Consider the following 23,295-nt stretch of genomic DNA (forward strand, 5'->3'; position numbering starts at 1 on the left):
ATGTCAGCGGGGAAGGTCGCGCAGCACCGCGCGAACGGGAGATGCATCGGCACTCGCCAGCTTCAGCGGCAGCGCGATGAGTTCGTAGTCGCCTTCGGGCACCGCGTCGAGCACGAGGTTCTCGAGCACGCGCATGTCGAGCCGGCGGATGCGCTGGTGGCTGTCGAGCGTCTTGCTGTCGGCCGGGTCGATGCTCGCCGTGTCGATGCCGATGAGCTTCACGCCCATGGCCGCGAGGCGCTCGACCGTGTCGGGCGCATAGGCCGCGAGCTGCGGGTCCCAGCGGTCCACCGGCATGGCCGCATAGGTGCGCACCAGCACGCGCGGCGGCAACTGGCTGTCGACAGCGTGCGCGATGTGCGCCCATTCGACCAAGGGTCCCTTGGCAATGGCATGGATGACGCGGCAGGGCCCGAGAAAGGGCGCGAGATCGACCAGGCCGATGGGCAGGCCTTCGGCGTCGTAGTGAAGCGGTGCGTCGGCATGCGCGCCGGTGTGCGGCGAGAGCGTGATCTCGCTTACGTTGACGGGGCAGCCCGGCGAGATGGTGGCCGCCCAGCGTTGCCGGTAGGGCGTGTCGCCGGGGAACACCGGCGTGCCTTCATGGACCGGCGGCGAGATGTCCCAGACGCGGGGTTGGGGTTGCAGAGAGCGCATGGCGCGAAGGTAGCGCCGCGCGCGCGGTCGTGGTGTCGGTTATTTCCAACAACTGCGGTGAGGAGTTGATGGGCGCGGGTTTCAGGACGCCGCGAGCGCCGGCAACCCGTGGCGCGCGCGGGCACGTTCGCAGGCGTCGCTGCCGGCCTCGAGCTCGTGGCAGGGGTTGGGACGCCATTCGTAGATGCCGCAGCCCACCGCCTCGCCGATCCGGCCGGTGAGCGCCGCGCAGCGCGGCCGAGCGTGGTCGGTGCCGCGCATGCGGGCGATCGCCTCGTTGACGTCCACCGCGAGTCCGGCCGGCACCGCGCCGCCGTGCGTGTCGAGTTCGTGCACGCTGAAGTCGACGCGGTAGGCGGCGCAGCAGGCGCCGCATTGCTGGCAGGAAGAATAGCGGCTGCTCATGGCGGCGATGCTATCCGCCCGGCCGCGGCAGGCGCACGCGAAAGCCAACGCCGCGGCCCCGCAGCCCCTCCACGATCTCGATGCTGCCGCCCAGGCGCGCGGCAGCCTGGCGGACGATGGCGAGCCCGAGGCCGGCGCCGTTCGCGCGCGGCTCGGTGCCGCGGTGGAAGCGCTCGAAGACCCTGTCGCGCTCGGCCGCTGCGATGCCGGGGCCATCGTCGCGCACGTCGAGCTGCAGCTCGCCGCCGGTATCGCAGAGGGTAACGGCCACCATGCTGCCGGGCACGCCGTGGCGCAGCGCGTTGTCGACCAGGTTTTGCACGATCGACTCCAGCGTGCCGAGCTCGACCCTCCAGGGCAGCGTGTCGGGCGCGTCCAGCGAGAGTTCGCGGCCTTCGCGCAGCGCGGCCTGGGCGGCGGGCCCGAGCAGCGTGCGCAGCCAGTGCGCCAGGTCGATGCGGCTGGCGCTCGGCGCACCGGCGCGGTCGAGCGCGGCGAGTGCCAGCAGTTGCCGTGCCAGGTGCGAGGCGCGTGCGATGGCCTGGCTCAATTGCGCCTCGGCCGTGGCGCGCTCTGCCGGCTCGCGCGCATGCGCCAGCACATGGGCCTGCGCGCTGATGACGGCCAGCGGCGTGCGGATCTCGTGGGCCGCGTCCTGCACGAATGCACGCTCGCGCTCCACCGTGCCGCGCAGGCGCGACACCAGCGTGTCGAGCGCCTGCACCAGCGGCCTGAGTTCGCGGTAGTGGGCCGGCACGCCGACCGGACTCAGGTCGTCGGCCGGACGCGCTTCGATCCGCTGCGCCAGCTGCTGCAGTGGCCGCAGGCTGGCGCGCACCGTGAGCCACACCGCCAGCAGCACGAAGGGAAATGCCACCAACAGGTAGGGAACGATGGTGCGGGCGTTGTAGCCGAGCCATGCGCCGCGGGTGCGGCGCGGGTTGAGGATCTGCAGATGCCACTGCGCACTCGTGCCGTGGTAGCGCCAGTAGCGCTCGGTCCAGCGGCCGTCCGGCGGCGTGGCGGCTGCCCATGGCCATGCGTCGGACGCGTACACACGAGCGCCGCCGCGGTCGCGCAGTTCGTAGAGCACGATGCCGCCGAGGCGCCTGTCCTGGGTGCGGCGGATGGCAGTCCAGCGTTCGGTGGCGGCCATCACCACGCGCGCCTGGGCCGGGTCCGGGGTTTCGTCGAGCGCGACGAGCAGCGCGTCGCCGAACTGCTGCAGCCCCGGCGCCTGGGCGAGGTACCTGCGGTTCTCGAGGTACATGTAGCCCAGCAGCACGGCCCAGATCAGCAGCAGGACCAGCAGCGTCGCCGCGGTGCCGCGCCGCACCAGCGAGGGCTCGCGCACGCGCTGCCACAAATTGCGAAGCGCAACGCTCATGGCTCGAGCAGATAGCCCACGCCGCGCACCGTGCGCACGCGTTCGGTGCCGATCTTCTTGCGCAGGTTCGAAACATGCACCTCGATCGCGGCAAAGTCGACCGGATCGCCCAAGGGCTCCAGGCGCTGTGCCAGCCGGTCCTTGGGCACCACGACGCCCGGTTCGCGCGCCAGTTCGAGCAGCAGCTGGAATTCGCGCGGCGAGAGCGCCAGCGGTGTGCCGTGCAGCCTGGCCTGGCGCCGGCCCGGTTCGATTTCGAGGGCGCCCACGGTCCAGTCTTCGCTCGCCTGCCGCGCGCTGCGCCGGACCACCGCGCGGATGCGCGCCACCAATTCGGCGGTGTCGAAAGGCTTGATGACGAAATCGTCGGCACCGCCTTCGAAGCCGGCCAGCCGGTCGTCGATGGCCGAGCGCGCGGTGATCACGATCACCGGCACGCGAACGTCGCTGCGCCGCCAGCGCCGCAGCAGGTCGAAGCCGCTGGCATCGGGCAGGTTCAGGTCGAGCAGCACGCAGTCGACGCGCGCGGCATCGACGGCCGGCGGTGCATCGGCGGCGCGGCGCACCCACTCGCTCGTGAAGTGCTCGACCTTGAGCGTGGCCTGCAGCGCACGCCCCAGGTCGAGATCGTCTTCGATGAGCAGGAGGTGCATGGCCGCATTGTGGCGCCCGCACCTTTGGGATCGCCAAAGGTCGGGCGGCTCAGAATCCGGCCTGCAACAAGGAGGCATTCCCGTGACGCTGCCAAGAATGTGGATCGCGCTTTTTCTGACGGTGCTGCTCGGCGGCTGCGCCATCGCGCCGACGCACCCGGCGCTGCAGGATGCGCCGCTGCCGCCGCTGATACCCGTGCGTGAGTTCGTCGCGAACACCGAGGGCACGAGCCTCTACCGCGTGTCGCCCGACGGCGCGTCTCTTGCATGGAAGGGCGTCAGCGGGTTGCAGCCGGCCGTCTGGGTGAAGAAGCTGGCCAGCGGCGACACGCGGGCGATCCCGGTGCGCGCGCGAGGCATCGTCTGGTCGGGCGACAGTCGCTTTCTCTTCCTCACGGTCGATCGCACAGGCGACGAGGACACCCATGTGCTGGCCGTTGACCTGATGCGCGCCGATTCTGAGCCCGTCGACCTGACGCCCTTCAAGGGCACCCGCTCGCGCATCGTGCGACGCGTCGACGGCAGTGCCGAACTCCTTGTGATCTCCAACCTTCGCGACAAGAAGGTCTTCGACCTCTACCGCATCGATCCCGTCACCGGCGCGCGGACCTTGCTGGCACAGAACCCGGGCAACGTCACCTCTTGGGTGGTGGACCGCGCGGGGCGCCTGCGCGCGCGTTCGGTGCTGGACGGGGACGCGCACTACCTGCAGCTGCCCGATGGCGATGGATGGCGCACCACGTTGCGCTGGCAGAAGGGCGAGAACTGGTGGATCGCCGACTTCGTGCCGGGTACGAACATCGCCTGGGCGGTCTCGGGCCGCGGCCGTGACAAGGACGCTTTGGTGCGCCTCGACCTCGAATCGGGCGCCGAGGAAGTGGTGCACGCCGAGCGCGAGGTCGACGTCGAGCAGGTGCTCATCAGTCGCCGCAGCCATGCGCCGCTCGCGGCCTATGCGATGCCGGGCTACCCGCGCGTCAGGTACTTCGATACCGCGCTGGCGGCGCGGCTCGAACCGCTGGCGGGCGGCGCACCGGCTGCGGTGCACGTGACCAGCATGGCCGACGACGAGCACGCCATGACGGTCAGCGTCGGAACCGACAAGGGTTGGAAGCATTACCTGCTGCAGCGCGATGCGGGCACAGCGCCGCTGCTGCTCGGCGAAAGCAACACCAGCGGCCTCGCTGCCTCGCTGGCATCGACGCGGCCGATCGACTACGCCGCGCGTGACGGCTTGCGGATCCATGGCTACCTGACGCTGCCGCCGGGCGCGCAGGCGCGCGCGCTGCCGATGGTGCTGCTGGTGCACGGCGGGCCTTGGGCGCGCGATATCTGGACCTACCAGAGCAACTACAGCGTCCAGCAGTTTCTTGCCAACCGCGGCTATGCGGTGCTGCAGGTCAACTACCGCGGTTCCACCGGCTACGGCCGCGCGTTCATGGAAAAGGCCGTGGGCGAGTTCGCGGGCAAGATGCACGACGACCTCATCGACGGCGTGCGATGGGCCGTGGCCGAGGGCGTGGCCGATCCCGCGCGCGTGGCGATCTACGGCGCGAGCTACGGCGGCTATTCGGCGCTCGTGGGCGCCACGATGACGCCGGAGACTTTTGCCTGCGCGGTCGACGTGGTGGGCATGTCCGACCTCTCGCGGCTGATCGAGAACGCGCCCGCCTACTGGTCGCTCAACCTGCCTTGGTGGAAGCGCTATGTGGGCGATCCGGCCGATCCTGTGCAGCGCAAGCTGTTGGACGCCAAGTCACCGATCAATCACGTCGCCCAAGTGCGCGCGCCGCTGCTCGTCATGCATGGCGTGAACGATGCGCGCGTGAAGTTCGATCAATCGGAGCGCATGGTGGCGGCGTTGCGCGCGGCCGGCAAGAAGGTCGAGTTCGTCAGCTTCCAGGGTGACGGCCACGGCAACCAGAAGTGGCCCAACAACCTCGCCATGTACCGCCACGCCGAAGATTTCCTCGCCGGCTGCCTTGGCGGGCGCAGCAGCGGCTTCGACTATTACCAGTTGGGCGCGTGGGCGTTTTGAAGCCCGAAGCGCCAGGACTTACAGCCGCCCCAGCAGCAGAAACTCCATCAGCGCCTTCTGCGCATGGAGCCGGTTCTCGGCCTCGTCCCACACCACCGACTGCGGCCCGTCGATGACTTCGGCCTGCACCTCTTCGCCGCGGTGCGCGGGCAGGCAGTGCATGAAGAGGGCGTCGGGCTGGGCGGCGCGCATCATGTCCTCGTCGACGCACCAGTCGGCAAAGGCCTTGCGGCGGGCCTCGTTCTCGGCTTCATAACCCATGCTGGTCCAGACGTCGGTGGTCACGAGGTCGGCGCCGCGGCAGGCTTCCATCGGGTCCTTGAAGACCTTGTAGCTGTCGCCCGAGCGGATGCCGGCGATAGACTGGTCGACCTCGTAGCCGCTGGGCGTGCTCACGTGCACCGAGAAGCCGAGGATCTCGGCTGCCTGCAGCCAGGTGTTGGCCATGTTGTTGCCGTCGCCGACCCAGGCCACGGTCTTGCCCTGGATCGATCCACGGTGCTCGATGTAGGTGAAGATGTCCGCAAGGATCTGGCAGGGGTGAAACTCGTTGGTCAGGCCGTTGATCACGGGCACGCGCGAATGCGCGGCGAAGGTGTCGATCTTGGCCTGCTCGTAGGTGCGGATCATCACCAGGTCGACCATGCGGCTGATGACCTTGGCGCTGTCTTCGATCGGTTCGGCGCGGCCGAGCTGGCTGTCGCCGGTGGTCAGGTGCACCACGCTGCCGCCGAGCTGGTACATGCCGGCCTCGAAGCTCACGCGGGTGCGTGTGGAAGCCTTCTCGAAGATCATCGCCAGCGTGCGGTCGGTCAGCGGCTGGTGCTTCTCGTAGGTCTTGAACTTCTGCTTGATGACCGCCATGCGGTCGAACAGGTAGGTGTATTCGTCGGCCGTGAGGTCCGAGAACTGCAGGTAGTGGCGGATGGCGTTGGGCGTGGTGGCGGCGGTCGTCATTGCGCGGCAGGTTCCGAAAGGAAGTTCTTCACGATGGGCGCGAGGATGGCCACGATCTCGTCGGCCTCGGCAATGCTCAGGATGAGCGGCGGCACGAGGCGGATCACGCGGTCGGCGGTCACGCTCAACAGCAGGCCGGCGTCGCAAGCGCGGTTCAGCACCACGCCGCAGGGCCGGTCGAGCTCGATGCCGAGCATCAGGCCCTGGCCGCGGATGTCCTTCACGCCCGCCAGCCCGCCGAGCTCGCGCTCGAGCGCGGCCTTCAGGTGCGCGCCCACCGTGGCGGCATTGTCGAGCAGCTTGTGCTCTTCCATGATGCGGATGGTTTCGACGCCCGCACGCATCGCGAGCGGATTGCCGCCGAAGGTGGTGCCATGGTTGCCGGGCGCAAAGATGTTGGCGGCCTTGGGGCCGGCCACGACGGCGCCGATCGGCACACCCGAGCCCAGCCCCTTGGCGAGCGGCATCACGTCGGGCTTGATATCGGCCCACTGGTGGGCGAACCACTTGCCGGTGCGGCCCATGCCGCACTGCACCTCGTCGATCATCATGAGCCAGTCGCGCTCGTCGCAGAGCGCGCGCACCTGCTTGAGGTAGTCGAGGCGCATCGGATTGATGCCGCCTTCGCCCTGGATGGTCTCGAAGAACACCGCCACCACGTTCGGGTTGCCTTCGGTGGCCTTCTTGAGGGCATCGATGTCGTTGAGCGGCACGCGGATGAAGCCCTCGACCAGCGGGCCGAAGCCGGCCTGCACCTTCGGATTGCCGGTGGCAGACAGCGTGGCGATGCTGCGGCCGTGGAAGGCGGCCTCGTAGACCACGATCTCGGGGCGCTCGATGCCCTTGTCGTGGCCGAACTTGCGCGCGAGCTTCAGCGCGGCCTCGTTGGCCTCGAGGCCGGTGCAGCAGAAAAAGGCGTTGGTCAGGCCCGAGAGTTCGACCAGCTTGGCCGCGAGCTGCTCCTGGCCGGGCACGTGGTAGTAGTTGGAGCTGTGGATCAGCTTGGCGATCTGGTCCTGCAGCGCGGGCACCAGCTCGGGGTGGTTGTGGCCCAGCGTGTTGACGGCGATGCCGCCGAGACCGTCGAGGTAGGCCTTGCCCGCGGTGTCCCAGACTCGGCAGCCCTGGCCGTGCGACAGCGCGATCGGCAGTCGACCGTAGGTGTTCATGACGTGGGGCGAGGTGGGCTCGGCGGTGGCGCTCATTCGGTTCTCCAGAAAGGGAAGGGGAATTCTAGGCGGGTGGTACGACGGCTTCGTTGACGATTCCGCATCACAGCAATGCCCCCGGCCATGGCCGCCAAAAGGGCGCGGATACAATTGCATGCTGCACCGCAGCACCTGCTTCGGTCGCCTCTTTCAACGATGATTTCCCCCACTGCCAAAGAAATCTTCATCCAGGGCATCACGCGCGATGGCCGGACTTTTCGCCCCAGCGACTGGGCCGAGCGGCTGGCCGGTGTGATGTGCTCCTTCCGCCCCGGAGGGGCCTACCCGGGGAGCCATCTGAGCTATTCGCCCTGGTGTATTCCCACCACGATCAACGGGGTCAAATGCGTGGTGGTGAACAGGGCGCTGCGCGACGCGGAGCCCATGGCATGGGACTTCTGCGTGAACTTCGCGCGCGACAACGACCTGCAGGTGGCCGAGGCCTGTCTGGTGCCCGACGTACCCGAAGTGCCGCCCAAGGCCTGAGCCGCCGCCCCCGCGAATCGATCGCCCCATGAAAAAACCGCCCGAAGGCGGTTTTTTACACTTTGCTGCAGCGCACCCCGATCAAACGGCGGACTGAAACATTTCAGTCCGGGCTTGCCTGACAGGTGTCAGGCGGCGGCCTTTTCAGGCGCGAGGGCGAGGGCCTTGACCTTCGCCGACAGGCGGCTCTTGTCGCGGGCAGCCTTGTTCTTGTGGAAGATGCCCTTGTCGGCGATGGCGTCGACGATGCTCTGGGCCTTCGCGAAGAGTTCGCTCGCCTTGGTCTTGTCGCCGGCCAGCACGGCCTTCTCGACATTCTTCACGGCGGTGCGGTATTTGGAGCGCAGCGAGGTGTTCGCAGCGTTGAGCTTGGTGTCCTGACGGACGCGCTTACGGCCCGACGCGAGGCGCGGGTTCTTTTTCTTGGGCTTGGCGGATGCCATGGTTTTGGTTCCTTAGGTGTCTGAGGATGATGCAGCAAAGCCCTCCATTATAGGCCGGGTTGCGTTTTCGGCCGAATCGGGGCTTTCCGGGCCCTACACTCGCCCCGTGTCCCTGCTCAAATCCGCCTCCACCGTATCCCTGCTGACGCTCGCCTCGCGGATCACGGGCCTCGTGCGCGACGTGCTTTTTGCCTCGGTCTTCGGCGTCAGCGCGCTGACCGACGCTTTCAATGTCGCATTCCGCATTCCCAACCTGTTCCGGCGGGTGTTCGGCGAGGGCGCCTTCAGCCAGGCCTTTGTGCCCGTGCTGGCCGCGCACAAGACCGAGGCCGGCGAGGAGGGCGCCAAAGCGCTGATCGACCATGTCGCGACGCTCCTGACCTGGGCGCTGGTGGTGGTGTGCGTGGCGGGCGTGGTCGGCGCACCGTGGTTGGTGTGGGCCATGGCCAGCGGCCTGCCGGGCTTCGACGCGGCCGTGGTGATGACGCGCTGGATGTTCCCCTACATCGGCTTCATGTCGCTCGTGGCGCTGGCCGGCGGGGTGCTCAATACCTGGCGCAGGTTCGCGGTGCCGGCCGCGTCGCCGGTGCTGCTCAATCTGTCGCTGATCCTTGCGATCGTGGTCGGCGCGCCGCTGTTCCGTCGCTGGGGCATCGAGCCGATCTATGCGCAGTGCGCCGGCGTGCTGGTCGGCGGCGTGCTGCAGCTGGCGCTGCAGGTGCCGGCACTGCGCAAGCTCGGGCTCGCGCCGCGCATCGGCGCGAGCCTGGGCGCGCTGCGCGCGGCCTGGCGCGACCCCACCACGCGCAAGGTGGCCAAGCTCATGGCGCCGGCGCTGGTGGGCGTCAGCGTGGCGCAGATCTCGCTGCTCATCAATACGCAGATCGCGTCGCACCTCGCGGTCGGCAGCGTGACCTGGATCGCCAATGCCGACCGCCTGATGGAATTTCCCACCGCGATGCTCGGCGTGGCGCTCGGCGTGGTGCTGATGCCGCAGCTGGCGGGCGCGCGCGCGGCCAAGGACGACGCGCGCTATTCGGCCCTGCTCGATTGGGGCCTGCGGCTCGTGGTGCTGCTTTCGGCGCCCTGCGCGGTGGCGCTGCTGCTCTTTTCGCAGCCGCTGGTGGCGGTGCTGTTCCACAACGGCGCCTACAGCGGCGAGGACGTCCGGCGCACCACGATGGCGCTGATGGGCTACGGCGTGGGGCTCGTCGGCATCGTGGCGATCAAGGTGCTGGCGCCGGGCTACTACGCCAAGCACGACATGCGCACGCCGGTGATCATCGCGGTGTCGGTGCTGGTGCTGATCCAACTTCTCAACCTCGTGCTGGTGCCGGTGCTCCAGCATGCGGCGCTGACGCTGACCATCGCGATCGGCGCGCTGGTCAATGCGGTCTGGCTGCTGGTCGGGCTGGTGCGCCGCGGCAACTACCAGCCGGCGCCCGGCTGGGGCCGGTTCGTGCTGCAGGTGGCCGCCGGCACGCTGGTACTGGCCGCCGTGCTGGCCTGGGGCGCACAGCATGTCGACTGGATCGCCTTGCGCGAGCAGCGGCTGTTGCGCATCGGCTGGCTGGCGGCGCTGATCGCGGGCGCGGGGCTGTTGTATTTCGGCGTGCTCGCGGCCGTGGGCGTGCGGCTGCGCAGCTTCTTGCGGCGCTGAAGGACCGCGGCCACCGCGACTGGCGCAAGCTGAAAACACCGCCTTGACGCACCCCTGGCGCTCCTCTACAAAGACACATGACGTTCAGCTTTCAGGTTCCCACCGCCCTCGCGTATTTCGAGTCGCTGGTGCAGAGCGACGACCATTTCCCGCTGCTCGAGGCTGCCGCCAGCCTGGCGCAGGACGAATACCCTGACCTCGACGTGCAGCAGGTGCTTGGCGACGTCGACCAATTGCTCGCGCGCCTGAAGCGCCGGCTGCCGGGCGACGCCGCGCCGCTGGCACGGCTGCGCGCACTCAACCAGTTCTTCTTCAGCGACCTGAGCTTCGGCGGCAACGTCAACGACTACTACGACCCCGACAACAGCTACCTCAATGCCGTGCTGCGCACGCGCCGCGGCATCCCCATTTCGCTCGCGGTGCTCTGGATGGAGCTGGCGCAGGGGCTCGGACTGCAGGCACGCGGCGTCGGGTTTCCGGGCCATTTCATGGTCAAGGTGACGCTGCCGAAGGGGCAGGTGGTGATCGATCCCTTCAGCGGCAAGTCGCTCTCGCGCGAGGAACTCAGCGAGCGGCTCGAGCCCTACAAACGCAGCAACGGCCTTGTGGGCGATTTCGACGTGCCTCTGGGCCTCTACCTGCAGCCCGCGAGCTCGCGCGAGATCATTGCGCGCATGCTGCGCAACCTCAAGGAAGTACACCGCGCGCAAGAGGACTGGCAGCGCGCCATTCCCGTGCAGGACCGCCTCATCGCGCTGCTGCCGAATGCCTGGGGCGAGTACCGCGACCGCGGCATCGCCCATGCCGAGCAGGGCAACACCGCGGCGGCCGTGCGCGACCTCGAAACCTACCTCACGCATGCCGAAGATGCGCTCGATGTCGACGACATTGCCGAGCGCGTGGCCGCGCTGCGCCGCGCGTCGAACCGATGACCCCCGCGAGGCCCGGCGTCGCGCCCGCGGCCGACCTCGGGACGCTGCATCAGTTCCACGGCTTGCAGCCGGTGCTGCCGGTGTCCGACGTCACGCGCGCGGCGCGCTGGTTCTGCGACGTGCTGGGCTTCGAGCTCGACTTCATCGCGGGCGAACCGCCGAGCTATGCCAGGGTCAAGAAGGGTGACGGCAGCCATGGCGACCCGGTCTACCTGCGCCTGTGGCAGTGCAGCACGCGCGACGCGCCGCCCTGGCGCGGCGAGATCGTGATCCACGTCGGCAAGGACATCGACGGCCTGCATGCCGCCTACCTCCGGCGCGGCGTCACCGTGGTCGAGCCGCCGGTGTCGCAGCCCTGGGGCCTGCGCGAGTTCGCGGTGCGGGAACCCGACGGACATGTGCTGCGCTTCTGCGGCTATCTGTGAGCGCGCGCGGGGGTGGCACTGCGCCCGGCCGGTTCGACGTTGAAGCACTAATTTACAAATTGTCAGTCGCCCGCGTGTCGATCCGGCGGCACGCTGCGCGACGTGTGAACAGGCGCAGGTGTTTTTTCCGCGCCGTTTCTTTCTTCATCCACCCTCCAGGAGAAACGACATGCGATTCATGGTTCTGGTCAAGGCCAGCAAGGATTCCGAAGCCGGCGTGATGCCGAGCACCGAGTTGCTCACCGCCATGGGCAAGTTCAACGAGGCGCTGGTCAACGCCGGCGTGCTGCTTGCCGGCGAAGGGCTGCATCCCTCGTCGAAGGGTGTGCGCGTGCGCTGCGAAGGCACGAAGCGCACCGTCATCGACGGCCCCTTCACCGAGACGAAGGAGCTGCTCGCGGGCTTCTGGCTGCTGCAGGTCAAGTCGAAGGAAGAGGCGATCGAGTGGATCAAGCGCAGCCCCTTCGAGGAGGGCGAGATCGAGATCCGCCAGGTGTTCGAAGCCGCCGATTTCGGCGAGGCGATGACGCCCGAACTGGTCGCGCAGGAAGACCGCCTGCGCGCCCAGACCAAGGCCGCCCACTGACCGCCCCGCAATAAAGGAGACCCGCCATGCGATTCATGCTGCTGATGATTCCCCGCGGCTACGAGACGGCCGCGCCCGGCACCGTGCCCGACGACATCGATGCGGTGTCGGCCATGATGGCCTACAACGAGTCGATGCAGCAGGCCGGCGTGCTGATCAGCTGCGACGGCCTGCACCCGCCTTCGATGGGTGCGCGCGTGAGCTTTCCGGGCCGCAAGCCCAAGGTCGTCGACGGCCCTTTCGCAGAAGCCAAGGAAGTGCTCGGCGGATTCTGGATCATCGACGTGCCCACGCGCGCCGACGCCATCGAATGGGCCACGCGCTGCCCCGGCGCCGAGAACGAGGTCATCGAGGTGCGCCAGATCCAGGAAGTGGCCGACTATCCGCCCGACGTGCAGGCCAGGACGAACGATTTCGCGTCGATGCAGACGCTGAAGAAGCCCCAGTGAGCGCCTCCGCCACGGCCGCCATCCACCGCAGCATCGAGGCGGTGTGGCGCATCGAGTCGCCGAAGATCGTGGCCACCGTCGCGCGCATGGTGCGCGACGTGGGCCGCGCCGAGGAACTGGCCCAGGACGCGCTGGTTTCGGCACTCGAGCAATGGCCCGCGGCCGGCGTGCCCGACAACCCCGCGGCGTGGCTCACGGCCGTCGCCAAGCACCGGGCGCTGGACCAACTGCGCCACGGCCAGCTGGTCGAGCGCAAGGCGCCCGAGATCGGTCGCGAGCTCGACGCCCAACACGCGATCGCGCAGGCCGACTTCGCCGAGGCGCGCGATGCGGCGATCGACGACGACATCGGCGACGACCTGCTGCGGCTGGTGTTCACCGCCTGCCACCCGGTGCTGTCGACCGAGGCGCGCGTGGCGCTCACGCTGCGCCTGGTCGGCGGCCTCGCCACCGACGAGATCGCCCGTGCCTTCCTCGTGCCCGAAGCCACCATCGCGCAGCGCATCGTGCGCGCCAAGCGCACGCTGCGCGAGGCGCGCGTGCCTTTCGAGGTGCCGCGCCGGCACGAACTCGCGGCACGGCTCGCCTCTGTGCTCGAAGTGCTCTACCTGGTCTTCAACGAAGGCTATTCGGCCACGGCCGGCGACGACTGGATGCGGCCCGCGCTCTGCGACGAGGCGATGCGCCTGGGCCGCATCGTGGCTGGGCTGATGCCCGGGGAGGCCGAGGTGCACGGCCTGGTCGCGCTGATGGAGATCCAGGCCTCGCGCACGGCCGCGCGCGTGGGCGCCTCGGGGGAGCCGGTGCTGCTGCTCGAACAGAACCGCGCGCGCTGGGACCAGATGCTGATTCGCCGCGGCCTGGCCGGGCTGGCGCGCGCCGAAGCGCTGGGCGGCGCTCTCGGCCCGTATACGCTGCAGGCCGCGATCGCCGCCTGCCACGCGCGCGCCCGCAGCGCGGCCGATACCGACTGGCCGCGCATCGCCGCGCTCTACGACGCGCTGGCCCAACTGTCGCCGTCGCCCGTGGTCGAGCTCAACCGCGCGGTGGCGCTGTCGATGGCCTTCGGGCCGGCCGCAGCGCTCGAGGTGGTGGATGCGCTCGTCGGAGAAACGGCCCTGCAGGGGTATCACCTGCTGCCGACGGTGCGCGGCGACCTGCTGTTCAAGCTTGGCCGCCACGACGAAGCGCGCCGGGAGTTCGACCGCGCCGCCTCGCTCACGCGCAACACGCGCGAACGCGCACTGCTGTTGGCGCGTGCGCGGGCGTGCCTGCCTCAGTGACGCGGCGCCGAGGGCGAGCCCGGCAGGCCGAACTGGTGCCAGGCGCGCCGCAATTGGGTGTCGGAGCCGAAGCCCGAGATCTCCGCGGCCCGCGTCACGCTCGCCCCCGAGGCCAGCGCGAGCTGCGCCGCCGCGAGCCGCAGCCGCCGCAGGTAGGTCAGTGGCGCGACGCCCCCATGCTCGACGAACAGCCGCGTCAGGTGCCGCGCCGAGGTGTGCGCCACTTCGGCCATGCGCGGCACGCTCCAGTCGGCCTGCGGCTGCTCGCTCACCGCGTCCTGCACGCGGTGCAGCGCGGCATGCAGGTGGTTGCGGTAGGCCAGAAACGGCGACAGCTCGGGATCGTGCGGACCGCGCCGTTGCGCCACCACCATCGTCTGCGCCACCTGTGCAGCCAGCGCTTCGCCGCAGACGTCGCCGATGCGGTGCAGCATCAGGTCGATGCCGGTGGTCACGCCCGCGCTGCTGTAGACCGGTGGATCGAGCACGAACACGCGGTTGGCCACCACTTCGCAGCGCGGCTCGGCTGCGCGCAGTTCGTCGAGGTGATGGTGGTGGGTGGTCACGCGCCGGCCCGCGAGCGCGCCGGCATGCGCGGCCAGCAGCGCGCCGGCGCAGATCGTGATCAGCTCTAGCCCGCCGCGTTCGAAGCGCAGCCCGCGCAGCCAGTGCAGCAGGTCCTGCGCCTCGGCGCTGTCGATCGGGATCGCATCGCCCGGCAGCCCGACCAACACCACCCAGGCTGGCCCGTTCCACGCTGTTGGCAGCGGTGCGAGATCGGCGAGCGCGATGCCGACCGAGCCGATGGCGGTAGGCCGCGGACTCGCGAATTCGATCTCGAAGCGTGCCGGCCGTCCCGCGGCGCCCAGCCGCTGGTTGGCGATGCGCAGCGCTTCGGCGGGCCCGGCCCAGTCGAGCACGAGGCTGTCCGGAAGCAGCGCGAACACGACGCGGATGGGCGGCGCTGTGTGCTGCGGAGCCATCGGTCGTCCGTCTACCGCGCCGCGGCGGCCTCTACGGCGCCCGCGCGCTCGAGCGCCTGCGCCACGCTGCAGACCGTCGCGAAGCGCTCGTGAAGCACCGTGGCCGTGCGAGCACGGATGTCGGCCGCGGCGAGTGGCCGGCCATCGGGCTGCACCATGTCGAAGGTCAGCGTGGCCTCGGCAACGAAATCGACCTCCCAGCCCAGGTCGGAGGCGTGGCGCGTGGTGGTCTCGCAGCATTGCTCGGTGCGGATGCCGCTGACGATCAGCCGGCCGATGCCGTGCTGCGTGAGCCAGACCTCGAGCCCGCTTCCAACCAGCGCGCTGTGGCGGTGCTTGGTGAAGGTGGCGGCCGCCTCGAACGGCGCCAGGCCTTCGATCGGGCGCACGAAACCCGATTCAAGCGCGAACGGGTTGTCGGGCACTGCGGGCGCGTCGATGTGGAACACGCGAACGATCGGCACGCCCGCGTCGGCGCAGCCCTCGATGAGCGCGTTCTGCGCCGTGAGGTACGACGGCAGGCCGCCGGCGGACCAGTACGGCCGGTGCCGAAACGATTCCTGGGCGTCGATCACAATCAGACAGGATCTCATGGGTGGAGTGCTCGCACGGGCGGAGTGAATGATGCCGTCTATTCTTGGGCGCCGCCAGCGCAGGGTCCGTGCCGAAGCGGACCGGAATCGATCAGATCAGGACATCAAGAGCCGGAAGAGCGCACGCCCTAGACCAGCCCCGCCGCCTGCAGCTCTTTCTTGAGGTAGGCGTAGAACAGCGGCGCCGCCACCAGTCCGGCCGGCCCGAACACCGCCTCGGCCACGAACATCACCGCGAGCAGCTCCCACACGCTCATCTGCGTGCGGCGTCCGACCACCTTGGCATTGATCACGTACTCGGCCTTGTGGATGACGATCAGGAAGATCAGGCAGGCAAGCGCGGTGATCGGCGATACCGACAGCGCCACCAGCGTGATGACCGTGTTGCACACCAGGTTGCCGACGATTGGCACCAGCCCGGCCACGAAGGTGAGCGTGATCAGCGCCGGCGTGTAGGGCAGCAGCGGGCCCCAGAGCGGCATCAGGAACAGCAGGAAGATCGCGGTCAGCAGCGTGTTGAACGCCGCGATCCAGAACTGGGCCGCGACGATCTGGCCGAAGGCCTCGCCAAACATGCTGATGCGCCGGTGCAGTTCGGCCGCGAGCGGCGGCCGCTCCCGGTTCTGCACCGCCACCGCTGCGAGCGCGCCGATGACCAGGCCAACATAGGCGAAGAGCAGGGCGCCGAGCCAGGCGCGGCCCGTGAGTGCAAGCGCGCCGGCCTGCGTGCGCATGTAGTTGGCCGCCATGCGCTGGATCTCGGCCGCGCCCTCGGGCAGGTAGACGGCGATCTCGGGCGGCAGCTTCTGGCGCAGCTCGAGCACGGTGCGCGCGGTGTAGTCGACAAGTTCGCGGTACTGGTCGGGCGCATCGATGACATATTCGCGCGCCTCGGAAAAGCCCAGCGAGAGCAGCCCTACCGGCGCCAGCAGCACCAGGATGACCGAGAGAACACGCGCCAGCCCTTCGCCGCGGCCGCGAAGCACGCCGAGGCGGGCCAACTGGGGCGCGATGAGCCGGGTGAACCAGCGCGTGGCGAGAAACCCGATGCAGACGCACAGCAGGCCCGGCAGCAGGTGCTGCCACATCACGAGCAGCAGGCCCGCGAGCATCAGCAGATAGCTCGCGACCACCACCTGGCGCGACGCGGTGCGCGCAGGCGGGGTGGCGAGGGGTGTGGCGGGCAGCGGCTTGGTCATCCGTGGCGAGGGCTGCGCGTCGTACCGGAAGCCGCGGGCCTCAGGCCACCACCACGGCCGCGCCTTCGCCGCGTTCGGCGATGGTGCCGATCTCGTGCACCGTTTCGCCGGCCGCGCGCAGCGTGTCGGCGCAGGCCGCGGCCTCGGCCGCGTCGATCACCACCACCATGCCGATGCCGTTGTTGAAGGTGCGGTTCATTTCGATGTCGTCGATGCCGGCCACCTTCTGCAGCCAGGCGAAGAGTTCGGTCTGGGGCCAGCTGCCCTTCTTCAGGTGCGCGGCCATGCCTTCGGGCAGCACGCGCGGGATGTTCTCGAGCAGGCCGCCGCCCGTGATGTGGGCCAGCGCCTTGATCGGATGCTTCATCAGGGCCTCGAGCACGGGCTTCACGTAAAGGTGCGTGGGCGCCATGACCGCTTCGCGGAAGGGCATGCCGTCGAGCGTGGCGGGCAGTTCGGCGCCCGCGCGCTCGATCACCTTGCGCACCAGGCTGAAACCGTTGGAATGCACGCCGGCCGAGGCGAGGCCGAGCACCACGTCGCCGGGCTTCACGTTGAGGCCCGTGAGGATCTTCGATTTCTCGACCGCGCCAACGGCGAAGCCGGCCAGGTCGTATTCGCCGGCCGGGTACATGCCGGGCATCTCGGCCGTTTCGCCGCCGATCAGTGCGCAGCCCGAGAGCTCGCAGCCGCGGGCGATGCCGCCGATCACGGCCGCGGCCGTGTCCACGTCGAGCTTGCCGCAGGCGAAGTAGTCGAGGAAGAACAGCGGCTCGGCACCTTGCACCAGCACGTCGTTCACGCTCATGGCCACCAGGTCGATGCCGACCGTGTCGTGCATGTTCCATTCGAACGCCAGCTTGAGCTTGGTGCCCACGCCGTCGGTGCCGCTCACCAGTACCGGCTCCTTGTAGCGCTTGGGCACCTCGAACAGCGCGCCGAAGCCGCCGATGCCGGCCAGCACGCCTTCGCGCAGGGTCTTTTTTGCGAGCGGCTTGATCCGGTCGATCAGGGCGTCGCCGGCATCGATGTCGACGCCTGCGTCCTTGTAGCTGAGCGGGGTGGGCGTGGGGGAAGTCATGGTCGGACGGTGTCGGAAAAGGCGAAACGATGGGCCGAAAAGCAGGCGGGCGGTGGAGGCGCCGGCAACCGAAGCGGCCGGGCCGATAGAATTCCTGTTGATTTTAAGGGTCCCAGCGGCCCCCTCCATGAACCTTCCCGGGATGAAACAGCTCGCGCTCGATATCGGCATTGCGACGGGCCCCAGCTTCGACGCCTTTTTTGCCGGCCCCAACGAGGCGGCGCTGCGCCACCTTCAAGTATGGGCGGGCGGCGCCGGCGGCCCCGTGCCGCACTCGCCGGTGCCGACCTACCTGTGGGGCGAAAGCGCCAGTGGCAAGAGCCATCTGCTCGAATCGGTGCGCGTCGCACTGCGCGAGCAGGGCGCGAGCGTGGGCTGGCTGCATGCCGGCCTGCTCGAGCCGCCCGAGTTCGACGAGCGCTGGGGCGCGGTGCTGCTTGACGACGTGCACCTCTACACCGCGGTGCAGCAGCACGCGGCCTTCAACTGGTTCGTCAATGCGCAGACCCTGCAGCGCGGTGTGGTGGCAGCCGGCGCATTGCCGCCGGCCGACCTGCCGCTGCGCGAGGACCTGCGCACGCGCCTCGGGTGGGGCCATGTGTTCCACCTGCACGTGCTGAGCGAAAGCGAACGCCGCGCGGTGCTGCGCCAGGCGGCCGACACGCGCGGCGTGATGCTGTCGGACGACGTGCTCGACTACATGCTGCACCGCTTCAGCCGCGACCTCGGCAGCCTGATGGAGCTGCTGAACCAGCTCGACGGCTATGCGCTGCAGACGCAGCGCGCGATCACCATTCCCCTGATTCGATCCATGCTCGAAAACGAATAAGAAGAGCCTCAACCAACAATGATCAAGAAATTCATCGACAAGCTGCTCGGCAAAACGCCCGGCGGCGCACAGGGCAAGAGCCGCTTCGGCAAGCGTCAGGAGGTATCGGCGGAGGTTCACAAGATCGACCCGGCCCTGGTCGACGAACGTGCGAAGAACGTCGTCACCACGCTGCAGCAGGCGGGCTACGAGGCCTATGTGGTGGGCGGCGCGGTGCGCGACCTGCTGCTCGGCCTGCGCCCGAAAGATTTCGACGTGGCCACCAATGCCACGCCCGAACAGGTCAAGTCGCTCTTTCGCCGCGCCTTCATCATCGGGCGGCGCTTCCGCATCGTGCACGTCGTGTACGGGCGCGGCCGCGAGCACGAGGTGATCGAGGTCTCGACCTTCCGCGCCTACATGGACAGCGCCGCGGCCGGGCAGGTGACCGGCAACGAGCGCACCAGCAAGGGCGAGCTCGCGAGCATGACGCATGCGGTGGATGCGAGCGGCCGCGTGCTGCGCGACAACGTGTGGGGCCCGCAGGAAGAAGATGCGGCGCGCCGCGACTTCACCGTCAACGCCATGTACTACGACCCGGCCAACCAGGTCGTGGTCGACTACCACAACGGCATTCGCGACGCCCAGAAGCTCACGCTGCGCATGATCGGCGACCCGGCCACGCGCTACCGCGAGGATCCGGTGCGCATCATCCGCGCGATCCGCTTCTCGGCCAAGCTCGCGGCGCTCGGCTTCAAGATGGAGGCCAAGACGGCCGCGCCGCTGGTCGAATCGAGCAAGCTGCTGGCCGACGTGCCGCAGAGCCGCCTGTTCGACGAGATGCTCAAGCTGCTGCAGACCGGCCATGCGATCGCCACCGTCGAGCAACTGCGCAAGCTCGGCCTGGCCAAGGGCATTTATCCGCTGCTCGACGTGGTGGTGGAGCGCGCCGACCAGCCCTTCGTGCAGGCGGCGCTTCTGGACACCGACCGTCGCGTTGGCGAGGGCAAGCCCGTCGCGCCCAGCTTCCTGCTGGCCTGCGTGCTGTGGGCCGACGTGCGCGATGGCTGGTCCCAGCGCATCGAGGGCCAGCGCGGGCATCGGCCGCAGCCGCCGTTCCCGGCGCTGCAGGATGCGATCGACGATGTGTTCAACGCCCGCATCGGCGACGTGTCCGGCCGTGGCAAGCTCGCGGCCGACATGCGCGAGATCTGGATGATGCAGCCGCGCTTCGACAAGCGCACCGGCTCCACGCCCTATAGCCTGGTCGAGCAGGCGCGCTTTCGCGCTGCCTTCGACTTCATGCGCCTGCGCGCCGACGTGGGCGAGATCGGCGAAGCAATCGCCGAGTGGTGGCAGGAGTTCAGCACCGCCGACGACGTGCGCCGGCAGGACCTGCTAGAGCAGGTGCGCGAGGAGCAGAAGACCCGCCAGCGCGTGCGCACGCGCGACCCTGTGGCACCGAAGCCGCGCGCGGAGCCCGCCGGGCGCCAGCGCGAGGAAGGGCGCGAGCCGCAGCCCGACGAGGTGCTCGAGGCCGAAACCGTCGCGCCGTCCGGCGAAGGCGGTGGCGACCCCACGACGCCGCGCAAGCGCCGGCGCCGCCGCAAGCCCCGCACCGATGGCGCGGCCGGCAGTGAAGGCGGCGCAGGCGCCGCATCCGAATGACGCGGCCTTCCCAGCCGAAGGGCGGCAAGCCCCCTGGCCCCGCGCGGGCGAACGACAAGCGCGCGCCGTCGCGTCCGCGGCCGGCAGGCAAGGCGGCGCCCAGGCCGGCGCCCGCCGCCCGCCGCCCGCGCGAGGACTACCCGACCGTGCAGGCCTTCGTGGCCATCGGAGCCAACCTCGGCGACGCCCAGGCGGCCGTGACGGTGGCCATGGACGCGATCGCCGGCATCGAACGGACCCAGGTCACGGCGCGGTCGTCGCTCTACCGCAGTGCGCCGATCGATGCAGAAGGGCCCGATTACATCAACGCCGTGGTGGCGGTGCGCACCGGCCTCACGGCCGAGGCCTTCCTGGCCGAGTTGCAACTGCTCGAGACCCAGGCCGGGCGCGAGCGGCCGTTCCCCAATGCGCCGCGCACGCTCGACCTCGACCTCCTGATGCACGGCAACACGGTCAAGGACGCGCCCGCGCTGAGCCTGCCGCATCCGCGCATGCGCGACCGCGCCTTCGTGCTCAAGCCGCTTGCCGAGATCGCGCCCGACAAGGTGCCGCGCGCAGCCTTGGCGCGCGTTTCCTCGCAAGTGGTCGAGCGCATCCGCGACTGAAGCGGCGGAGCCGGGCCCCCCGATCGCCGGGGGGCTTGATCGCCCATTACACTCCTATGGTTTTTCATAACGCTGTCACATGCCTGTGGCAGACGCGAACCCAGGAGAGCGCCATGTTCGGCAAGCTGCTGCCCCGCGAGGGGAATTTTTTCGAGATGTTCAACCAGCACGCCGAGCGCATCGTCGAAGCGGCGCGCGCGTTCGAGCAACTCGTGGCCAACTACAGCGACGTGCACCTGCGCGAGCAGTACAACCGTGACGTCGACAACGCCGAGCGCGCGGCCGACCGTGTGACGCACGACGTCAATCGGCTGATCCACAAGACCTTCATCACGCCCATCGACCGCGAGCAGATCCACAAGCTCATCAACACGATGGACGACGTGGCCGACCTGATCCAGGACTCGGCCGAGACCATGGCGCTGTACGACGTGCGCCACATGACCGAAGAGATCGTGCGGCTCACGGCCTTGTGCGTGAAGTGCTGCGACCGCCTGAAGGATGCCGTCAAGTTTCTGAGCAAGATCGCCGATCCGGCGGTGGCCGAGGCCACGCTCAAGACCTGCGAGGAGATCGACCGCCTCGAGTCGGATGCCGACCGCGTGATGCGCAGCGCCATGAGCAAGCTGTTCCGCGAGGAGCCCGATGTGCGCGAGGTGATCAAGCTCAAGGCCATCTACGAGCTGCTCGAGACGATCACCGACAAATGCGAGGACGTGGCCAATGTGATCGAGGGCATCGTCCTCGAGAATTCCTGAGCGGCGGCTACCGATGGAAACGATGCAGGTCGCCCTCTGGGTGGTGATAGTGCTGGTCGCGCTTGCGATCCTGTTCGACTTCATGAACGGCTTCCACGACGCCGCCAACTCGATCGCGACGGTGGTGTCCACCGGCGTGCTCAAGCCGGGGCAGGCGGTGGTGTTCGCGGCGTTCTTCAACCTGATTGCCATCTTCGTGTTCCACCTGAGCGTGGCCGCGACGGTGGGCAAGGGGATCGCCCAGCCGGGCGTGGTGGACGTGCATGTCGTCTTCGGCGCACTCATCGGCGCCATCAGCTGGAACCTCGTCACCTGGTATTACGGCATTCCGAGCAGCTCGTCGCACGCGCTGATCGGCGGCATTGTCGGCGCGGTGATCGCCAAGACCGGGACCGGCGGCCTCGTGGCCTCGGGCATCTGGAAGACCCTGGCCTTCATCTTCGTGTCGCCGGTGCTCGGCTTCCTGCTCGGCACCCTGATGATGGTGGTGGTGGCCTGGGGCTTCCGGCGCGCCACGCCGTCGCGCGTGGACCGCTGGTTCCGGCGATTGCAGCTGGTCTCGGCCGGAGCCTACAGCCTGGGCCACGGCGGCAACGATGCGCAGAAGACCATCGGCATCATCTGGATGCTGCTGATCGCGACCGGCTACCACTCGGCGACCGAGAGCGCGCCGCCCGGCTGGGTGGTCGTGAGCTGCTACGCCGCCATTGCGCTGGGCACCATGTTCGGCGGCTGGCGCATCGTGAAGACCATGGGCCAGAAGATCACCAAGCTCAAGCCCGTGGGCGGCTTCTGCGCCGAGACAGGCGGCGCGATCACGCTGTTCCTGGCGACCGCGCTCGGCATTCCGGTGTCGACCACCCACACCATCACCGGCGCTATCGTCGGCGTGGGCGCGACCCAGCGCGCAAGTGCCGTGCGCTGGGGCGTGGCGGGCAACATCGTCTGGGCCTGGATCTTCACGATACCGGCCTCGGCCTTCGTCGCCGCGATCGCCTACTGGGTGAGCTGGCAGATCTTCTGAGGCCCCGGCCGGCGGGCGGGGCTACTGCGAAATCTTCCGGCCCTCTTCGATCTGGTGCTCGAAGTAGCGCTGGAAGCTGAACACGATGCTCGACATGAGCACCGTGGTGCCGAAGAACAGCGCCAGCACCACGGCGCCGATCGTGGCCCAGTTCGTGCGGCCCGGTTCGGCGTCGGCCGGCGCGCCGGCGTTGAAGCGGGCATTCCACTTCTCGGGCGCCATGAGGCCATAGACGATGGCCATGAGCGCACAGCCCGCGATGGTGAAGCCCAGCATCGGAATCAGCACCCAGCTCCAGCCGTCGTCCACGCCGTACATGCGCACGCGCTCCATGCCATAGAGGCCGAGCGCGGTCGGAATGGGCAGCAGCCATCCGAGCCAGTCGCCGAATCCGCGCAGGTAGAAGCGGTGCAGCCCGAAGGGGCCGCCCAGGAAGGAGAGCCAGGCGGCAGTCGTCTTGTTTTTCATTCGGGTCGGGTGGTGCTGCCTTCGCCGAGCACCTTCTCCATCAGCACCACGTCGCGCCATTCGCCGAATTTCCAGCCGCAGTCCTTGAGCACGCCGACGTGCGTGAAGCCCTGGGCGCGATGCACGCCGACAGAGCCGGCATTGGCAGAATCGCCGATCACCGCGATGAGCTTGCGGATGCCCGCGGCTTCGGCGGCCTCCGACAACGCCGCCAGCAAGCGGCTGCCGAGCCCGCGACCGCGTGCGGCTTCGGCCAGGTAGATCGAGTCTTCGGCCGAGAAGCGGTAGGCGGGGCGCGGCTTGAACCAGTTGCAGTAGGCAAAGCCCAGCACTTCGCCGGCCTCTTCGGCGACGAGGTAGGGCAGGTTCTTGCCGAGCACGTCGGCGCGCCGCGCCGCCATGTCGGCAGCCGGGGGCGGCTCGGTCTCGAAGGTGCCGGTGCCGTTCAGCACGTGGTGCGCGTAGATCGCGGTGATGGCCGCGACGTCCTCGTCGCGGCTGGGTCGAATGGTGAGGGTCATGCAGGTGGAGAGCGGGAG

The 23,295-nt window shown here is 68.9% G+C and carries 26 protein-coding genes; 13 read left to right on the forward strand and 13 right to left on the reverse strand.

The genetic code is table 11. From position 1 onward, the window contains the following. Window positions 1–3: 3 nt before the first annotated feature. From kynB to AC3A6G_RS07545, 4 genes are all read right to left on the reverse strand, one after another. Entirely contained in the window at window positions 4–657 is a 654-nt protein-coding gene (gene kynB, locus AC3A6G_RS07530; protein WP_487859647.1) for an arylformamidase, read from the reverse strand. A gap of 81 nt (window positions 658–738) precedes the next feature. Further along, window positions 739–1,062: a YkgJ family cysteine cluster protein gene (locus AC3A6G_RS07535; protein ID WP_487859648.1), complete on the reverse strand. Its 324-nt coding sequence runs from the start codon at window positions 1,060–1,062 to the stop codon at window positions 739–741. Window positions 1,063–1,072: 10 nt separating this feature from the next. Then, on the reverse strand, window positions 1,073–2,449 hold the full coding sequence (locus AC3A6G_RS07540; protein ID WP_487873450.1) for a sensor histidine kinase: 1,377 nt from the start codon (window positions 2,447–2,449) through the stop codon (window positions 1,073–1,075). Then, window positions 2,446–3,102, reverse strand: coding sequence for a response regulator (locus AC3A6G_RS07545; RefSeq protein ID WP_487864165.1), 657 nt, complete (start codon window positions 3,100–3,102; stop codon window positions 2,446–2,448). The genes AC3A6G_RS07540 and AC3A6G_RS07545 overlap by 4 nt, the downstream gene beginning before the upstream one ends. 82 nt (window positions 3,103–3,184) lie before the next feature. Here AC3A6G_RS07545 and AC3A6G_RS07550 point away from each other — a divergent pair, with 82 nt between their 5' ends. Beyond that, on the forward strand, window positions 3,185–5,140 hold the full coding sequence (locus tag AC3A6G_RS07550; RefSeq protein ID WP_487873451.1) for a S9 family peptidase: 1,956 nt from the start codon (window positions 3,185–3,187) through the stop codon (window positions 5,138–5,140). An 18-nt stretch (window positions 5,141–5,158) separates the two neighbouring features. Here AC3A6G_RS07550 and argF read toward each other — a convergent pair whose 3' ends face one another. Beyond that, the gene (argF, locus tag AC3A6G_RS07555; RefSeq protein WP_487859652.1) at window positions 5,159–6,097 is read right to left on the reverse strand and encodes an ornithine carbamoyltransferase; all 939 of its coding nucleotides are present in this window, start codon (window positions 6,095–6,097) and stop codon (window positions 5,159–5,161) included. After that, the gene (locus AC3A6G_RS07560; protein WP_487873452.1) at window positions 6,094–7,302 is read right to left on the reverse strand and encodes an acetylornithine/succinylornithine family transaminase; all 1,209 of its coding nucleotides are present in this window, start codon (window positions 7,300–7,302) and stop codon (window positions 6,094–6,096) included. The genes argF and AC3A6G_RS07560 overlap by 4 nt, the downstream gene beginning before the upstream one ends. Before the next feature lie 159 nt (window positions 7,303–7,461). On the opposite strand from AC3A6G_RS07560, the gene AC3A6G_RS07565 reads away from it, so the two are divergent. Next, window positions 7,462–7,791: a DUF3579 domain-containing protein gene (locus AC3A6G_RS07565; protein ID WP_487873453.1), complete on the forward strand. Its 330-nt coding sequence runs from the start codon at window positions 7,462–7,464 to the stop codon at window positions 7,789–7,791. Window positions 7,792–7,919: 128 nt separating this feature from the next. Here the strand turns inward: AC3A6G_RS07565 and rpsT are convergent, their stop codons facing one another. Then, window positions 7,920–8,234 (reverse strand): 30S ribosomal protein S20, encoded by a 315-nt coding sequence (rpsT, locus tag AC3A6G_RS07570; protein WP_295984544.1) that lies wholly within the window; start codon window positions 8,232–8,234, stop codon window positions 7,920–7,922. A 106-nt stretch (window positions 8,235–8,340) separates the two neighbouring features. Between rpsT and murJ the strand changes: the two genes are divergently transcribed. From murJ to AC3A6G_RS07600, 6 genes are all read left to right on the forward strand, one after another. Continuing rightward, the gene (gene murJ / locus AC3A6G_RS07575) at window positions 8,341–9,894 is read left to right on the forward strand and encodes a murein biosynthesis integral membrane protein MurJ (protein WP_487873454.1); all 1,554 of its coding nucleotides are present in this window, start codon (window positions 8,341–8,343) and stop codon (window positions 9,892–9,894) included. A gap of 77 nt (window positions 9,895–9,971) precedes the next feature. After that, window positions 9,972–10,826 carry a SirB1 family protein gene (locus AC3A6G_RS07580; RefSeq protein WP_487859656.1) on the forward strand — a complete coding sequence of 285 codons (855 nt, stop codon included), beginning with the start codon at window positions 9,972–9,974 and terminating at the stop codon, window positions 10,824–10,826. Next, window positions 10,823–11,251, forward strand: coding sequence for a bleomycin resistance protein (locus tag AC3A6G_RS07585; RefSeq protein WP_487859657.1), 429 nt, complete (start codon window positions 10,823–10,825; stop codon window positions 11,249–11,251). Before AC3A6G_RS07580 ends, AC3A6G_RS07585 begins: the two co-directional genes overlap by 4 nt. Before the next feature lie 169 nt (window positions 11,252–11,420). Beyond that, window positions 11,421–11,837 (forward strand): YciI family protein, encoded by a 417-nt coding sequence (locus tag AC3A6G_RS07590; RefSeq protein WP_487859658.1) that lies wholly within the window; start codon window positions 11,421–11,423, stop codon window positions 11,835–11,837. 26 nt (window positions 11,838–11,863) lie between these two features. Continuing rightward, a complete protein-coding gene (locus AC3A6G_RS07595; RefSeq protein ID WP_487873455.1) occupies window positions 11,864–12,286 on the forward strand; it encodes a YciI family protein in 423 nt (140 codons plus the stop codon). Then, on the forward strand, window positions 12,283–13,569 hold the full coding sequence (locus tag AC3A6G_RS07600) for an RNA polymerase sigma factor (protein ID WP_487873456.1): 1,287 nt from the start codon (window positions 12,283–12,285) through the stop codon (window positions 13,567–13,569). The genes AC3A6G_RS07595 and AC3A6G_RS07600 overlap by 4 nt, the downstream gene beginning before the upstream one ends. Here the strand turns inward: AC3A6G_RS07600 and AC3A6G_RS07605 are convergent. From AC3A6G_RS07605 to purM, 4 genes are all read right to left on the reverse strand, one after another. Next, entirely contained in the window at window positions 13,563–14,552 is a 990-nt protein-coding gene (locus AC3A6G_RS07605) for a GlxA family transcriptional regulator (protein ID WP_487873457.1), read from the reverse strand. The genes AC3A6G_RS07600 and AC3A6G_RS07605 overlap by 7 nt on opposite strands. 11 nt (window positions 14,553–14,563) lie before the next feature. Beyond that, window positions 14,564–15,145, reverse strand: a complete 582-nt coding sequence (locus tag AC3A6G_RS07610) for an isochorismatase family protein (protein WP_487873458.1) — start codon at window positions 15,143–15,145, stop codon at window positions 14,564–14,566. Between the two features lie 128 nt (window positions 15,146–15,273). After that, window positions 15,274–16,344 (reverse strand): AI-2E family transporter, encoded by a 1,071-nt coding sequence (locus tag AC3A6G_RS07615; protein ID WP_487859663.1) that lies wholly within the window; start codon window positions 16,342–16,344, stop codon window positions 15,274–15,276. A gap of 40 nt (window positions 16,345–16,384) precedes the next feature. After that, window positions 16,385–17,425 carry a phosphoribosylformylglycinamidine cyclo-ligase gene (purM, locus tag AC3A6G_RS07620; RefSeq protein ID WP_487859664.1) on the reverse strand — a complete coding sequence of 347 codons (1,041 nt, stop codon included), beginning with the start codon at window positions 17,423–17,425 and terminating at the stop codon, window positions 16,385–16,387. 142 nt (window positions 17,426–17,567) lie between these two features. Between purM and hda the strand changes: the two genes are divergently transcribed. The 5 genes from hda (at window position 17,568) to AC3A6G_RS07645 (ending at window position 22,288) form a co-directional block, all read left to right on the forward strand. Continuing rightward, entirely contained in the window at window positions 17,568–18,254 is a 687-nt protein-coding gene (gene hda, locus AC3A6G_RS07625; protein WP_487864376.1) for a DnaA regulatory inactivator Hda, read from the forward strand. 18 nt (window positions 18,255–18,272) lie between these two features. Beyond that, window positions 18,273–19,901 carry a polynucleotide adenylyltransferase PcnB gene (gene pcnB, locus AC3A6G_RS07630; protein ID WP_487873459.1) on the forward strand — a complete coding sequence of 543 codons (1,629 nt, stop codon included), beginning with the start codon at window positions 18,273–18,275 and terminating at the stop codon, window positions 19,899–19,901. Then, on the forward strand, window positions 19,898–20,506 hold the full coding sequence (folK, locus tag AC3A6G_RS07635) for a 2-amino-4-hydroxy-6-hydroxymethyldihydropteridine diphosphokinase (RefSeq protein ID WP_487859666.1): 609 nt from the start codon (window positions 19,898–19,900) through the stop codon (window positions 20,504–20,506). Before pcnB ends, folK begins: the two co-directional genes overlap by 4 nt. 113 nt (window positions 20,507–20,619) lie before the next feature. Next, window positions 20,620–21,264, forward strand: coding sequence for a DUF47 domain-containing protein (locus AC3A6G_RS07640; RefSeq protein WP_487859667.1), 645 nt, complete (start codon window positions 20,620–20,622; stop codon window positions 21,262–21,264). A 13-nt stretch (window positions 21,265–21,277) separates the two neighbouring features. Next, the gene (locus AC3A6G_RS07645; protein ID WP_487859668.1) at window positions 21,278–22,288 is read left to right on the forward strand and encodes an anion permease; all 1,011 of its coding nucleotides are present in this window, start codon (window positions 21,278–21,280) and stop codon (window positions 22,286–22,288) included. A 21-nt stretch (window positions 22,289–22,309) separates the two neighbouring features. Here AC3A6G_RS07645 and AC3A6G_RS07650 read toward each other — a convergent pair whose 3' ends face one another. Both AC3A6G_RS07650 and AC3A6G_RS07655 read right to left on the reverse strand, forming a co-directional pair. Beyond that, window positions 22,310–22,756 carry a TM2 domain-containing protein gene (locus AC3A6G_RS07650; RefSeq protein WP_487864156.1) on the reverse strand — a complete coding sequence of 149 codons (447 nt, stop codon included), beginning with the start codon at window positions 22,754–22,756 and terminating at the stop codon, window positions 22,310–22,312. Then, window positions 22,753–23,277: an N-acetyltransferase family protein gene (locus tag AC3A6G_RS07655; RefSeq protein ID WP_487859670.1), complete on the reverse strand. Its 525-nt coding sequence runs from the start codon at window positions 23,275–23,277 to the stop codon at window positions 22,753–22,755. Before AC3A6G_RS07655 ends, AC3A6G_RS07650 begins: the two co-directional genes overlap by 4 nt. Between the last annotated feature and the right edge of the window lie 18 nt (window positions 23,278–23,295).

It is taken from the genome of Variovorax sp. Soil_C_26 (genome assembly GCF_057657075.1).